This window comes from Streptomyces sp. NPDC060035, from assembly GCF_042736635.1.
Classification (GTDB): Bacteria; Actinomycetota; Actinomycetes; order Streptomycetales; family Streptomycetaceae; genus Streptomyces.
This window is the reverse complement of sequence record NZ_JBHWVO010000022.1, coordinates 33,746-46,715: the sequence shown is the minus strand read 5'-3', so window position 1 is coordinate 46,715 and position 12,970 is coordinate 33,746. Positions and strand designations below refer to the sequence as shown.

At 69.1% G+C, this 12,970-nt stretch carries 14 protein-coding genes; 12 read left to right on the top strand and 2 right to left on the bottom strand.

Features of this window, described 5'->3' with window-relative positions; genetic code table 11:
* The first annotated feature begins 196 nt into the window (after positions 1–196).
* From map to truA, 8 genes are all read left to right on the top strand, one after another.
* Positions 197–1,033: a type I methionyl aminopeptidase gene (gene map, locus ACFWBQ_RS28840; protein WP_385501825.1), complete on the top strand. Its 837-nt coding sequence runs from the start codon at positions 197–199 to the stop codon at positions 1,031–1,033.
* A gap of 246 nt (positions 1,034–1,279) precedes the next feature.
* Positions 1,280–1,501 (top strand): translation initiation factor IF-1, encoded by a 222-nt coding sequence (gene infA / locus ACFWBQ_RS28835; RefSeq protein WP_014047798.1) that lies wholly within the window; start codon positions 1,280–1,282, stop codon positions 1,499–1,501.
* Positions 1,502–1,562: 61 nt separating this feature from the next.
* Complete coding sequence (rpmJ, locus tag ACFWBQ_RS28830) at positions 1,563–1,676, top strand: 50S ribosomal protein L36 (protein WP_003956441.1); 114 nt, start codon at positions 1,563–1,565, stop codon at positions 1,674–1,676.
* Between the two features lie 197 nt (positions 1,677–1,873).
* The gene (gene rpsM, locus ACFWBQ_RS28825) at positions 1,874–2,254 is read left to right on the top strand and encodes a 30S ribosomal protein S13 (protein ID WP_385501817.1); all 381 of its coding nucleotides are present in this window, start codon (positions 1,874–1,876) and stop codon (positions 2,252–2,254) included.
* A 105-nt stretch (positions 2,255–2,359) separates the two neighbouring features.
* Positions 2,360–2,764 carry a 30S ribosomal protein S11 gene (rpsK, locus tag ACFWBQ_RS28820; protein ID WP_003956432.1) on the top strand — a complete coding sequence of 135 codons (405 nt, stop codon included), beginning with the start codon at positions 2,360–2,362 and terminating at the stop codon, positions 2,762–2,764.
* Positions 2,765–2,900: 136 nt separating this feature from the next.
* Positions 2,901–3,923 carry a DNA-directed RNA polymerase subunit alpha gene (locus ACFWBQ_RS28815; RefSeq protein WP_003966937.1) on the top strand — a complete coding sequence of 341 codons (1,023 nt, stop codon included), beginning with the start codon at positions 2,901–2,903 and terminating at the stop codon, positions 3,921–3,923.
* A 178-nt stretch (positions 3,924–4,101) separates the two neighbouring features.
* Positions 4,102–4,608, top strand: coding sequence for a 50S ribosomal protein L17 (rplQ, locus tag ACFWBQ_RS28810; protein ID WP_385501807.1), 507 nt, complete (start codon positions 4,102–4,104; stop codon positions 4,606–4,608).
* Positions 4,609–4,686: 78 nt separating this feature from the next.
* Entirely contained in the window at positions 4,687–5,541 is an 855-nt protein-coding gene (truA, locus tag ACFWBQ_RS28805) for a tRNA pseudouridine(38-40) synthase TruA (protein ID WP_385501806.1), read from the top strand.
* On the opposite strand, the gene ACFWBQ_RS28800 is transcribed toward truA, so the two are convergent.
* On the bottom strand, positions 5,510–7,399 hold the full coding sequence (locus ACFWBQ_RS28800) for a hypothetical protein (protein ID WP_385501805.1): 1,890 nt from the start codon (positions 7,397–7,399) through the stop codon (positions 5,510–5,512). The genes truA and ACFWBQ_RS28800 overlap by 32 nt on opposite strands.
* A 64-nt stretch (positions 7,400–7,463) precedes the next feature.
* Positions 7,464–8,315 (bottom strand): hypothetical protein, encoded by an 852-nt coding sequence (locus ACFWBQ_RS28795; protein ID WP_385501804.1) that lies wholly within the window; start codon positions 8,313–8,315, stop codon positions 7,464–7,466.
* Between the two features lie 67 nt (positions 8,316–8,382).
* Here ACFWBQ_RS28795 and ACFWBQ_RS28790 point away from each other — a divergent pair, with 67 nt between their 5' ends.
* From ACFWBQ_RS28790 to glmM, 4 genes are all read left to right on the top strand, one after another.
* Positions 8,383–10,002 (top strand): ABC-F family ATP-binding cassette domain-containing protein, encoded by a 1,620-nt coding sequence (locus ACFWBQ_RS28790; RefSeq protein ID WP_385501802.1) that lies wholly within the window; start codon positions 8,383–8,385, stop codon positions 10,000–10,002.
* Positions 10,003–10,229: 227 nt separating this feature from the next.
* Positions 10,230–10,673, top strand: coding sequence for a 50S ribosomal protein L13 (gene rplM, locus ACFWBQ_RS28785; RefSeq protein ID WP_031096418.1), 444 nt, complete (start codon positions 10,230–10,232; stop codon positions 10,671–10,673).
* 44 nt (positions 10,674–10,717) lie between these two features.
* A complete protein-coding gene (rpsI, locus tag ACFWBQ_RS28780; RefSeq protein WP_362836186.1) occupies positions 10,718–11,254 on the top strand; it encodes a 30S ribosomal protein S9 in 537 nt (178 codons plus the stop codon).
* A gap of 213 nt (positions 11,255–11,467) precedes the next feature.
* Entirely contained in the window at positions 11,468–12,826 is a 1,359-nt protein-coding gene (gene glmM, locus ACFWBQ_RS28775) for a phosphoglucosamine mutase (protein ID WP_385501793.1), read from the top strand.
* Positions 12,827–12,970: the final 144 nt, after the last annotated feature.

Here is a 12,970-nt window from a genome sequence, read left to right as displayed (position 1 = left end):
TCCCCGGCGGGCGCTTTGCCCCCTTTGGTGCGGGGGGGGTCTTGGTGGTAACAATCCCCCCCCGCGGGGGGGGCCCCCCCCGGGTACCCCCGCCCCCGCGCGGGGCCGCCTCAGGGCGCCGCGGCCTCCTGTTTGCGCCGTATCGTGGAGTACGGCCCCGACCGTCCCCCCTTCGAACGCAGAGAGGCGCCGAGCAATGGTGCAGATCAAGACCCCCGAGCAGATCGCGAAGATGCGCGAGGCGGGCCTGGTGGTCGCTGCCATTCACGCCGCGACACGCGAGGCGGCCGTCCCCGGAGCCACCACGAAGGACCTGGACGAGGTCGCACGCAAGGTGATCGCCGATCACGGTGCGAAGTCGAACTTCCTGGGCTACGGCGGATTCCCCGCGACGATCTGCACCTCGGTCAACGAGGTCGTCGTGCACGGCATCCCGGACGAGAAGACCGTCCTCAAGGACGGCGACATCATCTCGATCGACGCCGGCGCGATCATCGACGGCTGGCACGGGGACGCGGCGTACACCGCCTTCGTGGGCACCGGTCACGCTCCGGAGCTCATCGAGCTGTCCCGGGTGACCGAGGAATCCATGTGGGCCGGGATCGCCGCGATGAAGGTGAACAACCGGCTCGTGGACATCTCGAAGGCCATCGAGTCCTACATCCGCCGCCAGCCCCGGCCGGCGACGGGCAAGTACGGGATCATCGAGGACTACGGCGGCCACGGCATCGGCACCGAGATGCACATGGACCCGCACCTGCTGAACTACGTCTCCCGCAAGCGCGGCAAGGGCATCAAGCTGGTTCCGGGTATCTGCCTGGCGATCGAGCCGATGGTCTCGCTGGGTACGGCGCAGACGGAGGTCCTCGCCGACGAGTGGACCGTCCTCACGACGGACAAGAGCTGGTCCTCGCACTGGGAGCACTCGATCGCTCTCACGGAGCAGGGGCCGCTGGTCCTGACGGCGCCGGACTGCGGTCGGGCGAGGCTGGCGCAGTACGGGGTCGAGGCGGCCCCCGACCCGCTGGGCTGAGCGTGTGCGAGGCGCTCCGGCGCCGAGTTCGAAGCGTGCCGGGCTCGCGGTGCCTGATCCGGGCGAAAGCCGCGCCCACAGGACTGCGTCGGCAATACGTGTCTAAGGATCAGTCCGAGTGGGCAAACTTGACGGATTCGTCTTTTGGGGTCCGCTGACGTAGACTGACTCGTCGGCTCTCGTGCATCCGTGTGTCCACATACGGCGGCCGGAGTCGATCAAGGTAGCCGATTCGAAAGGCGAAGCGTGGCCAAGAAGCAAGGTGCCATCGAAATTGAGGGCACCGTGATCGAGTCCCTCCCGAACGCTATGTTCCGGGTGGAACTCCAGAACGGTCACAAGGTCCTCGCGCACATCAGCGGCAAGATGCGGATGCACTACATCCGTATCCTCCCGGATGACCGGGTCGTGGTGGAGCTGTCTCCGTACGACCTGACGCGTGGCCGGATCGTCTACCGGTACAAGTAGATCTTGCCGCCACCGCTGCTACGGCGCGGTGAGGGCACTGACCCGGAGAACCTGACATCCCATGAAGGTCAAGCCGAGCGTCAAGAAGATCTGCGACAAGTGCAAGGTGATCCGCCGTCACGGCCGGGTCATGGTCATCTGCGACAACCTGCGCCACAAGCAGCGCCAGGGCTGACGCACGACCACCTGCATCTCGCAGCTCTTCGCGCGACGCACGTAAACGTACATACGCAGTGCCCGTCCACGCTTCGGCTGACGACACCTCCGGCGGGGGCCGGGGACCCGGGCGTACCACCTCTTCCCTCACGGGCGGGGTCGGCGTTCGGGAGTGGTACTGCGGAAGACCCCCGAAATGACAACTGGAGCCATTGAATGGCACGCGTTTCAGGTGTTGACATCCCGCGCGAAAAGCGCGTGGAGGTTGCCCTCACCTACGTCTTCGGTATCGGGCGCACCCGGTCCAAGGAGATCCTCGCCACCACCGGCGTGAACCCCAACTCCCGCGTTCGTGACCTGGCCGAAGAGGACCTGGTCAAGATCCGCGAGTACGTGGACGCCAACCTCCGCACCGAGGGTGACCTTCGCCGCGAGATCCAGGGCGACATCCGCCGCAAGATCGAGATCGGCTGCTACCAGGGCATCCGGCACCGTCGCGGTCTGCCGGTCCACGGTCAGCGCACCAGCACGAACGCTCGTACCCGCAAGGGCCCGCGTCGCGCCATCGCCGGTAAGAAGAAGCCGGGCAAGAAGTAGTCCTCAGCGGACGCACTGCGGGTGTCCGGGCCACCGGATCTCCGCAGCAACCAGCGGTCTTCGCTGTAGGACCGATCACCTCCCCTCTCCATCTGGAGTAAAGACATGCCCCCCAAGGGTCGTCAGGGCGCAGCCAAGAAGGTGCGTCGCAAGGAAAAGAAGAACGTCGCTCATGGGCACGCCCACATCAAGAGCACGTTCAACAACACCATCGTCTCGATCACGGACCCCTCGGGCAACGTGATCTCCTGGGCCTCAGCCGGCCACGTCGGCTTCAAGGGCTCGCGCAAGTCCACCCCCTTCGCCGCGCAGATGGCCGCCGAGTCGGCCGCCCGCCGCGCGCAGGAGCACGGCATGCGCAAGGTTGACGTCTTCGTGAAGGGTCCCGGCTCCGGCCGCGAGACCGCGATCCGCTCCCTGCAGGCCACCGGCCTCGAGGTCGGTTCGATCCAGGACGTCACCCCGACGCCGCACAACGGCTGCCGTCCGCCGAAGCGTCGTCGCGTCTGATGTTCGACGGCCGGTAACGGCCGTCGGTCAGTAGTGCGGGTCCGGGCGGTATGCCTCTTCGGGGGCGTGCCGCCCGTACCCTTGTTACATCTGTCGGGCATCAAATAGTGGGTGCCCACGACTGAAGGATTCCTTCATGCTTATCGCTCAGCGTCCGTCGCTGACCGAAGAGGTCGTCGACGAGTTCCGCTCCCGGTTCGTGATCGAGCCGCTGGAGCCCGGCTTCGGCTACACCCTCGGCAACTCCCTGCGCCGCACGCTCCTCTCCTCGATCCCCGGTGCCGCTGTCACCAGCATCCGGATCGACGGCGTCCTGCACGAGTTCACCACCGTGCCGGGTGTCAAGGAGGACGTCACCGACCTCATCCTCAACATCAAGCAGCTGGTCGTCTCCTCGGAGCACGACGAGCCGGTCGTGATGTACCTGCGCAAGCAGGGTCCCGGCCTGGTCACCGCTGCTGACATCGCCCCGCCGGCCGGTGTCGAGGTCCACAACCCGGACCTGGTCCTGGCCACGCTGAACGGCAAGGGCAAGCTGGAGATGGAGCTGACCGTCGAGCGCGGTCGCGGCTACGTCTCCGCCGTCCAGAACAAGCAGGTGGGCCAGGAGATCGGCCGGATTCCGGTCGACTCCATCTACTCGCCGGTGCTCAAGGTCACGTACAAGGTCGAGGCGACCCGTGTCGAGCAGCGCACCGACTTCGACAAGCTGATCGTCGACGTCGAGACCAAGCAGGCCATGCGTCCCCGTGACGCCATGGCGTCGGCCGGTAAGACCCTGGTCGAGCTGTTCGGTCTGGCGCGCGAGCTCAACATCGACGCCGAGGGCATCGACATGGGCCCGTCGCCGACGGACGCCGCGCTCGCTGCCGATCTGGCGCTGCCGATCGAGGAGCTCGAGCTCACGGTCCGTTCGTACAACTGCCTCAAGCGCGAGGGCATCCACTCCGTGGGTGAGCTCGTGGCCCGTTCCGAGGCCGACCTGCTCGACATCCGCAACTTCGGTGCGAAGTCGATCGACGAGGTCAAGGCGAAGCTGGCCGGCATGGGCCTTGCGCTCAAGGACAGCCCGCCCGGATTCGACCCGACGGCCGCGGCCGACGCCTTCGGCGCCGACGACGACGCGGACGCCGGTTTCGTGGAGACCGAGCAGTACTGATCGCCTCCGGCGGGGGCGCCCGGTTCTCCGGGTGCCCCCGCCGGCTGAGGGCTTTGTCCTCAGTCGCCGGACGGGCTTGAGAGAGCCGCGGCCGGCACGAACTTCCGTGGGGCAGCCGCCCTACGGGAACTGACACCGGTACCTGATACGGCCGGTGCAGCACACAAGGAGAAACACCATGCCGAAGCCCGCCAAGGGTGCCCGTCTGGGCGGCAGCGCTGCGCACGAGAAGCTTCTTCTCATCAACCTTGCGAAGTCGCTGTTCGAGCACGGCCGCATCACCACGACCGAGGCCAAGGCCCGCCGCCTGCGTCCGGTCGCCGAGCGTTTCATCACCAAGGCGAAGAAGGGCGACATCCACAACCGTCGCCTGGTGCTGCAGTCGATCACGGACAAGGGCATCGTGCACACGCTCTTCACCGAGATCGCCCCGCGGTACGAGAACCGCCCCGGTGGTTACACCCGCATCACCAAGATCGGCAACCGTCGTGGCGACAACGCCCCGATGGCTGTCATCGAGCTCGTCGAGGCCCTGACCGTGGCGCAGGCCGCCACCGGTGAGGCCGAGGCTGCGACGAAGCGTGCGGTCAAGGAAGACGCCCTCAAGAAGGACGAGGCTCCGGCCGAGACCGTCGAGGACGCCAAGCCGGCCGAGGCCGCTGCTGAGGAGTCCAAGGACGCCTGAGCGCCCTGAGACCCCGGTACGGGTCCGCATCACCCTTCGGGGCGGTGCGGACCCGTTCTGTTTTGAGAGGATGCGCTGGTGAGTGATGAGGCAGAGCCCGGATTCGTACGGGTGCGGCTGGACCTTTCGTACGACGGGAAGGACTTTTCCGGCTGGGCGAAGCAGACCAGCAGGCGCACCGTGCAGGGCGAGATCGAGGACGCGCTGCGGACCGTGACGCGGTCCTCGGTGACGTACGACCTGACGGTCGCCGGGCGTACCGACGCCGGGGTGCACGCGCGCGGGCAGGTGGCGCATGTGGATCTGCCGGCCGGGGTGTGGGCCGAGCACGAGGAGAAGCTGTTGCGGCGGATGGCCGGGCGGCTGCCGCTGGATGTCCGGATCTGGCGTGCGGCCGAGGCGCCGGCCGGGTTCAACGCGCGCTTCTCCGCGTTGTGGCGGCGCTACATCTACCGGGTGGCGGACCGGCCGGGCGGGGTGGATCCGCTGACCAGGGGTCATGTGCTGTGGCACGACCGGCCGCTGGACGTGGACGCGATGAACGAGGCGGCCGCCCTGATGGTGGGGGAGCACGACTTCGCGGCGTACTGCAAGAAGCGCGAGGGCGCCACGACCATCCGCACGCTGCAGAAGCTGTCCTGGGTGCGGGACGCGGAGTCCGGGGTTCTCGCCGCAACGGTGCAGGCCGATGCCTTCTGCCACAACATGGTGCGGGCGCTGATCGGTGCGGCCTTGTTCGTGGGGGACGGGCGCCGTCCTGCCGCGTGGCCGGCCGAGGTACTGGCGGCGAAGGTGCGTGATCCGGCGGTGCACGTGGTGCGGCCGCACGGGCTGACGCTGGAGGAAGTGGCCTACCCGGCGGACGCGTTGCTGGCGGCCAGGGCCGAAGAGGCCCGGAACGTCAGGACGTTGCCGGGGGCGGGCTGCTGCTGATCCGGCGGCGGCGCAGGGCCCGGATCAGCTTGGCCGCGAAGTACACGGCGACGAAGCTGGACATGGTGGAGCGGAACCAGCCGATGTCCGGGGTCCACCAGGCGTAGACCGCCGCCGCGGTGAACAGCAGCAGGCCAAGGACGCGCAGGACCCACCAGAGGGGCGGGTGGGGTTCGGCCGGGGCAGGGGTCTCGGGGTGGACGCCGTCCTTCGTGGCCATCGTGTCCCGCATGCCCGCGAGGAATCCCCGCCGGGCCAGGACGCGGGCGCCCGGGAGGCCGGCGAGGATCTCCTGCTCGCCGCCGTAGCCCGCGGGCAGGGGCGGGAGGCCCAGCGCCGCGACGAGTCCGCTCTGGTGGCGCGCCGGGTCGCCGGTGGCGCGCAGGACGTGGATCAGCGGGCGGGGGTCGGACAGCCCGTAGGCACGGGCCAGCGCCGCGGCCGTCCCGGTCACCTCGGCGTGGTCGGCGGCCGGGGCCGCCGTCTCCCAGGAGTGGGCCGCCACCTTCTTGCCCCGGTGCAGGAGCGTGAAGCTGCTGCGCTCCGGGGTGCGGTGCAGGACCAGGGCGGGCCAGTCCTCGCCGGTCGTGAAGTTGTCGGCCGCGGAGGTGAGGGGATCCTCCGGGAGCAGGGCCGCACGCTTACCGCGTACGGGGTCCGGAACGATCTCGACGTACGTGTGACGGCTGCCCGCCGGAGCGGTGCGCAGGCTGTGGCCGCAGATCAGGGCGGCCTGGGCGACCGCGGTGGGCCCGGTGGCTGCGATGGCGAGCGAACGGGGCGCCAGCTCCCTTTCCCAGTCGAAGAGTTCGGAGGCCGGGGGCTTCGGCGGGGTACGGAAGAAGGGGACTTTCATCGCCAGCTCGACCCGGGTGTCGGAGCGGGCTTCCAGGAACTCGGCACGGGCGTCGCCGAAGTAGGTCCAGGGGTAGGTGGTGGCGTGCACCCCGATGGCCCGGAAGACGGTGAGGGCCTCCTCGAAGCGGTTCATCGACCACAGGATCATGGCCAGGTGGTTGCGGAAGCCGGCCGCTTCCCGGTCGCCCGGGGCGTAGCTGTCCGACAAAGCCTGCGCGCGGGTCACGGCGGCCTCGGCACGGGGCGTGTACGGGTCGGGGTCGCGCACCTCGTCGTCGGAGATGAGGTACTCCACCACCGCCTGGAGGGGCAGGGCGTGGAGCTTGGAGCCGGGCGGAGCCTGTTCGGCCGACTGCTCGGCGAAGTCGAACATCTCCTCGTGCGAGCCGTACCACTTGTCGCAGAGGTACTGGAGCGCCTGGACGTGGCAGCCCTCGTGGTGCGGGTCGCAGTCGGCGGCCTCGGCGAGGTAGGAGTCGAAGACTTCGCGCGGCGCCTGGATGCCGCGGGCCTGGGTGAGGGCGATGCGCCACGGGACGGGGTCGCCGGGATTGAGCTCGGCGGCCTGGGAGATGACCGGGACGGCGTCCCGCAGGACCGTGTGGAACGCCTGGAACTGGTCGCGCTCGATGTGCTTGGCGCGCGCTCCGGTCCGTATCTGCCATGCCTGGTAGACGTACTGGTCCGCCTTGACCAGTACGGCGTCGGGGTCCTGCGGCGACTCGTCGAGCCAGCTGTCCAGCCAGCCGGGGTGGTGCAGCGAGGCCCGTGCGAGCCGTGAGACACAGGCGTCCCTGCGTTCCCACTGGGCGTGCTCGCGGGTGGCGGCGAGCAGCTCGGCCGCCGGGCCGTGGTCACCGGCCGAGGCGGCGGCCAGCGCGACCCGCAACGAGGGGTCCGGGGCGTCGAGGACGACTGCCTCGTCCGGCGGCAGGTCGGCGCCGATCGCGTCGCTGTGGCGCAGAACGCGCGGGATGGTGAACAGGGCGGTCAGACGCACGGCGGTGGGTCCTCGGGGCAGGGGAGGGACAAAGCTGGTGCGTGGGGGGTGTGGTGGCGCGGTGTCAGGCCGCGGGGGCCGCGGCTGCTGCCGATGCCTGGACCTCGCCCCGGTGGCGGATCTGACGGAACGTGAAGTCGGTCAGGTCGTCGCCCACCGCGTACACGTCCTTGTCCGCCGTCGTGACGTTCTTGCCGCTGGTGAAGCCGCCGACGGTGAAGTAGGCGTAGCGCCCGTAGGAGTTGGCGGTGCGACGGCAGACGGAGCCGGCGCGGCAGAACGTGGGGACGCCTGCGCCGCTGAGGGAGGCGATGCCGCCGGACGCCTGCTGGGCAGCCTTCCTGGCCTCGGCCTCGGTGCCGAACACGGCGAGGCCGACGGTGACGGCGACGCCGTCCTTGCGGTAGGTGGCGCGGATGACCTGGTCGCAGCCGTTCGAGGTGAGGATCGAGCCGAGCGCGCCCTGGGTGGTCGCGGCGCAGCTCTTCGTGAGGTTCGTCGCGCCCTTGGAGTGGACACGGTCGCCCACCGTGAGCTTCTTGCCGGGAAAGAAGGCGTCGACGGTGATCGGTGCCTTGTCCTTCCTGGCGTCGGATATGTAGTCCTTCGGGTCCGGCGGGGGCGGCGGTGCGACCGAGGAGAAGGAGGGCTGGGGCTGTGAGGTGTCCGAGGGCAGGTCGGCGGGGGCCGGCAGGTCGCTCGCCTTCGTGTCCGACCCCGGACGACCGGAGTCGTTCGTCGTGATCACGGCCGTGGCCACGATCGCGGCGACGGCAGCGGTGGCCAGTGCGCCGCCCCCGAGCAGCAACCACTTCCTGCGGCGGCTACGTGCCGCGGACTCATCGGCCAGTGCTGCCCAGTCCGGAGTCCTGCTGTCTCCCGGCCCCCAGGAGGGCCCCCCTTGCCCAAAGCTCATGCCGCGAATCCTAGAGCCTGTGTAATCCGGTTGGGCCATGGGTTCGCCGGCCGTGACAATGCTGTGCATGGGACATCTTGAAGCGGGCCACTTGGAGTACTACCTGCCGGACGGGCGGGTGCTGCTCGGCGATGCCTCGTTCCGGGTGGCCGACGGGGCCGTCGTCGCCCTCGTCGGAGCGAACGGGGCGGGCAAGACGACGCTCCTGAGGCTGCTCGCCGGGGAGATCCAGCCGCACGGCGGCTCGGTGTCGGTGAGCGGCGGACTGGGCGTGATGAGCCAGTTCGTGGGCTCCGTACGGGACGAGCGGACCGTGCGTGACCTGCTGGTTTCCGTGGCCCAGCCGCGCATCAAGGAGGCGGCGAAGGCCGTCGACGCGGCAGAGGAGCGGATCCTCACCGTGGACGACGAGGCCGCGCAGATGGCGTACGCGCAGGCACTCAGCGACTGGGCCGAGGTACGCGGGTACGAGGCCGAGACCCTCTGGGACATCTGCACCATGGCCGGGCTCGGGATCCCGTACGAGAAGGCGCAGTGGCGCGAGGTGCGCACGCTCAGCGGGGGCGAGCAGAAGCGGCTGGTCCTGGAGGCACTGCTCAGGGGCCCGGACGAGGTGCTGCTCCTGGACGAGCCGGACAACTATCTGGACGTCCCCGGCAAGCGGTGGCTGGAGGAGAGGCTCAAGGAGACCCGTAAGACGGTGCTCTTCGTCTCCCACGACCGGGAGCTGCTGTCACGGGCCGCCGAGAAGATCGTCAGCGTCGAGCCCGGCCCGGCCGGCTCGGACGTCTGGGTGCACGGCGCCTCGTTCGCCACGTACCACCAGGCCCGCAAGGAGCGGTTCGCGCGCTTCGAGGAGCTCCTGCGGCGCTGGGAGGAGGAGCACGCCCGGCTGAAGGCGCTCGTCCTGCGGATGCGGCAGCAGGCGGCGAACAGCCCCGACATGGCGAACCGCTACCACGCGATGCAGACCCGCTTCAAGAAGTTCGAGGACGCGGGCCCGCCGCCGGAGCCGCCGCGCGAGCAGGACATCAAGATGCGGCTGCGCGGCGGACGGACCGGGGTGCGGGCGGTGACCTGCAAGAACCTGGAGCTGACCGGCCTGATGAAGCCGTTCGACCTGGAGATCTACTACGGGGAGCGGGTCGCCGTCCTCGGCTCCAACGGGTCGGGGAAGTCGCACTTCCTGCGACTGCTGGCGGGGGACACGGTGGCGCACACCGGGGAGTGGAAGCTCGGGGCGCGGGTCGTGCCGGGGCACTTCGCGCAGACGCACGCCCATCCGGAACTGCTGGGCAAGACACTCGTCGAGATCCTGTGGACGGAGCACGCCAAGGACCGGGGCGGGGCCATGTCCGTACTGCGGCGGTACGAGATGGAGCGGCAGGGGGACCAGGCCTTCGAGAGGCTGTCCGGCGGACAGCAGGCACGGTTCCAGATCCTGCTGCTGGAGCTGGCCGGCACGACCGCGCTGCTGCTGGACGAGCCGACGGACAACCTGGACCTGGAGTCGGCGGAGGCCCTGCAGGACGGGCTGGAGATGTACGACGGGACGGTGATGGCCGTCACGCACGACCGCTGGTTCGCGAAGTCCTTCGACCGCTATCTGGTCTTCGGTTCGGACGGGGTCGTGCGGGAGTCCACGGAGCCGGTCTGGGACGAGCGGCGGGTCGAGCGGGAGCGGTAGGGCCGGCGCGTTTTGACCGGTCCGGGGCGGTGCGGGTAGTGTCGGGGACTGTTATGCGTATTGGCTTCGTCGTTCTCACGCGAAGGGCCCTTACGTAGGTTCTCTGGAGCAGTTACCAGTGGCTCGCATACGGGCAGTGTTCCCGGCATTGTGAGCCCCAGCTGCATGATCGCTTCAGAGGTGCCATGTGTCTGGACCCCATCCACTGAAGAAGCGAAGGCTACGAAGTGCGTACGTACAGCCCCAAGCCCGGCGATGTCACTCGCCAGTGGCACATCATCGACGCCGAGGACATCGTTCTCGGCCGTCTGGCCACCACGGCTGCGAACCTCCTCCGAGGCAAGCACAAGGCGATCTACGCCCCCCACATGGACATGGGCGACTTCGTCATCATCATCAACGCCGAGAAGGTCCACCTCTCCGGCAACAAGAAGACCCAGAAGATGGCGTACCGCCACTCGGGCTTCCCGGGCGGTCTCCGCTCCGTGCGCTACGACGAGCTGCTCTCCAAGAACCCGGAGAAGGCTGTCGAGAAGGCCATCAAGGGCATGATCCCCAAGAACACCCTGGGTCGTCAGATGATCTCGAAGCTGAAGGTCTACGCGGGTGACCAGCACCCGCACGCTGCGCAGCAGCCGGTCCCGTTCGAGATCACCCAGGTCGCGCAGTAGTTCCGGCCTCCCCCTAAGACGTACAGAAAGATCTGAGGAGAATCGTGGCCGAGACCACTGTTGAGACGCCCGTCGAGGGCACCGAGGGCACCGAGGGCGAAGAGGTTTTCGCCGAGGTGACCACCTTCGAGTCGGAGGTCCCCGTCGAGGGTGAGTACACCTCCGAGTCGCTCGCGGGCCGCTTCGGCGACCCGCAGCCCGCGGCCGGCCTGGGCCGCCGCAAGAACGCCATCGCCCGCGTCCGGATCGTTCCGGGCACCGGCAAGTGGAAGATCAACGGTCGCACCCTTGAGGACTACTTCCCCAACAAGGTGCACCAGCAGGAAGTCAACGAGCCCTTCAAGGTGCTCGAGCTCGACGGCCGCTACGACGTCATCGCCCGCATCTCGGGTGGCGGCGTCTCCGGTCAGGCCGGCGCACTGCGCCTCGGCGTGGCCCGCTCGCTCAACGAGGCGGACGTGGACAACAACCGCGCCACGCTGAAGAAGGCCGGCTTCCTCTGCCGTGACGACCGTGCGGTCGAGCGCAAGAAGGCCGGTCTCAAGAAGGCCCGTAAGGCACCGCAGTACAGCAAGCGCTAAATCGCCTGCTCGTCTGCTTTACACGTTCGCCCCGGCGGCACACCTCGTGCTGCTGGGGCGTTCGTTTATCGGCACCCGCGGGCGTATAACGGCTTAAGACGTTAATAGGGCTGGCGGCCTCGACCGCGCCTCACTTTGCTGCGCTTTGCCTTGTTGTGCCCTGTTTTGATTATTTTTGGTTTTGTGGTTTCGGAGCACCTTCGGAGGACACCAGTGGGACGACTCTTCGGCACGGACGGCGTGCGCGGTGTCGCCAATGCGGACCTGACGGCCGAGCTCGCGCTCGGGCTCTCGGTCGCTGCGGCGCACGTACTGGCCGAGGCAGGCACCTTCGAGGGACATCGGCCGACCGCCGTGGTGGGCCGCGACCCCCGGGCGTCCGGAGAGTTCCTGGAGGCCGCCGTCGTGGCGGGCCTGGCCAGCGCGGGCGTGGACGTCCTGCGGGTCGGCGTGCTGCCGACCCCCGCCGTGGCGTATCTCACCGGCGCGCTCGGCGCCGACATCGGTGTGATGCTCTCCGCGAGCCACAACGCCATGCCCGACAACGGCATCAAGTTCTTCGCGCGCGGCGGCCACAAGCTGGCCGACGACCTGGAGGACCGCATCGAGACGGTCTACGAGCAGCACCGCACCGGCGAGCCCTGGGCACGTCCGACGGGCGCCGGAGTGGGCCGGGTCACCGACTACACCGAGGGCTTCGACCGGTACGTCGCGCACCTCATCGCCGTCCTCCCGAACCGGCTCGACGGGCTGAAGGTCGTCCTGGACGAGGCGCACGGCGCCGCCGCCCGTGTCTCGCCCGAGGCGTTCACCCGCGCCGGGGCCGAGGTCGTCACCATCGGCGCCGAGCCGGACGGCCTGAACATCAACGACGGCTGCGGCTCCACCCACCTGGGACTGCTGCGGGCCGCCGTCGTCGAGCACGGCGCCGACATCGGCATCGCGCACGACGGCGACGCCGACCGCTGCCTGGCCGTGGACGCCACGGGTGAGGAGATCGACGGCGACCAGATCCTGGCCGTCCTCGCCCTCGCCATGCGTGAGGCCGGGCAGCTGCGCAAGGACACCGTCGTCGGCACGGTCATGTCGAACCTCGGCTTCAAGATCGCGATGGAGCGGGAGGGCATCGAACTCGTCCAGACAGCCGTCGGTGACCGCTACGTCCTGGAGTCGATGAAGGCCGAAGGCTTCGCACTGGGCGGCGAGCAGTCCGGCCACGTCATCGTCCTGGACCACGCCACGACGGGTGACGGCACCCTGACCGGTCTGATGCTCGCGGCACGGATCGTCGCCACCGGCCGTACGCTCGCGGATCTGGTCGGTGTGATGCAGCGCCTCCCGCAGGTGCTCATCAACGTGCCGGACGTCGACAAGTCCCGCGTCGACAGCTCGCCCGAGCTGGCCGCCGCGGTCGCCGAGGCCGAGCGCGAACTGGGAGACACCGGGCGCGTACTGCTGCGCAAGTCGGGCACGGAGCCGCTGGTACGGGTCATGGTCGAGGCCGCCGACATCGAGCAGGCGCGCTCCGTGGCCGGGCAGTTGGCCGATGTGGTGAAGTCCGCCCTCGGCTGACGGGTTATCGGTTTCCGGAGGGGCTCGGCCGCGCGGCCCAGGCCCCCCCGGGGTTTGGGGGCCCCCCCCCGTTGGGGAGGAGCACCCGCAGCGGTCCCCCCACCACCAAGCCCCCCCCGGTGGGGTGGTGCTGGACCGTGGGGC

Coding starts and splice junctions, on each gene's coding strand:
- map (WP_385501825.1), top strand. CDS start 197: ATGGTGCAGATCAAGACCCCCGAGCAGATCGCGAAGATGCGCGAGGCG.
- rpmJ (WP_003956441.1), top strand. CDS start 1,563: ATGAAGGTCAAGCCGAGCGTCAAGAAGATCTGCGACAAGTGCAAGGTG.
- rpsM (WP_385501817.1), top strand. CDS start 1,874: ATGGCACGCGTTTCAGGTGTTGACATCCCGCGCGAAAAGCGCGTGGAG.
- rpsK (WP_003956432.1), top strand. CDS start 2,360: ATGCCCCCCAAGGGTCGTCAGGGCGCAGCCAAGAAGGTGCGTCGCAAG.
- ACFWBQ_RS28815 (WP_003966937.1), top strand. CDS start 2,901: ATGCTTATCGCTCAGCGTCCGTCGCTGACCGAAGAGGTCGTCGACGAG.
- rplQ (WP_385501807.1), top strand. CDS start 4,102: ATGCCGAAGCCCGCCAAGGGTGCCCGTCTGGGCGGCAGCGCTGCGCAC.
- ACFWBQ_RS28795 (WP_385501804.1), bottom strand. CDS start 8,315: ATGAGCTTTGGGCAAGGGGGGCCCTCCTGGGGGCCGGGAGACAGCAGG.
- ACFWBQ_RS28790 (WP_385501802.1), top strand. CDS start 8,383: ATGGGACATCTTGAAGCGGGCCACTTGGAGTACTACCTGCCGGACGGG.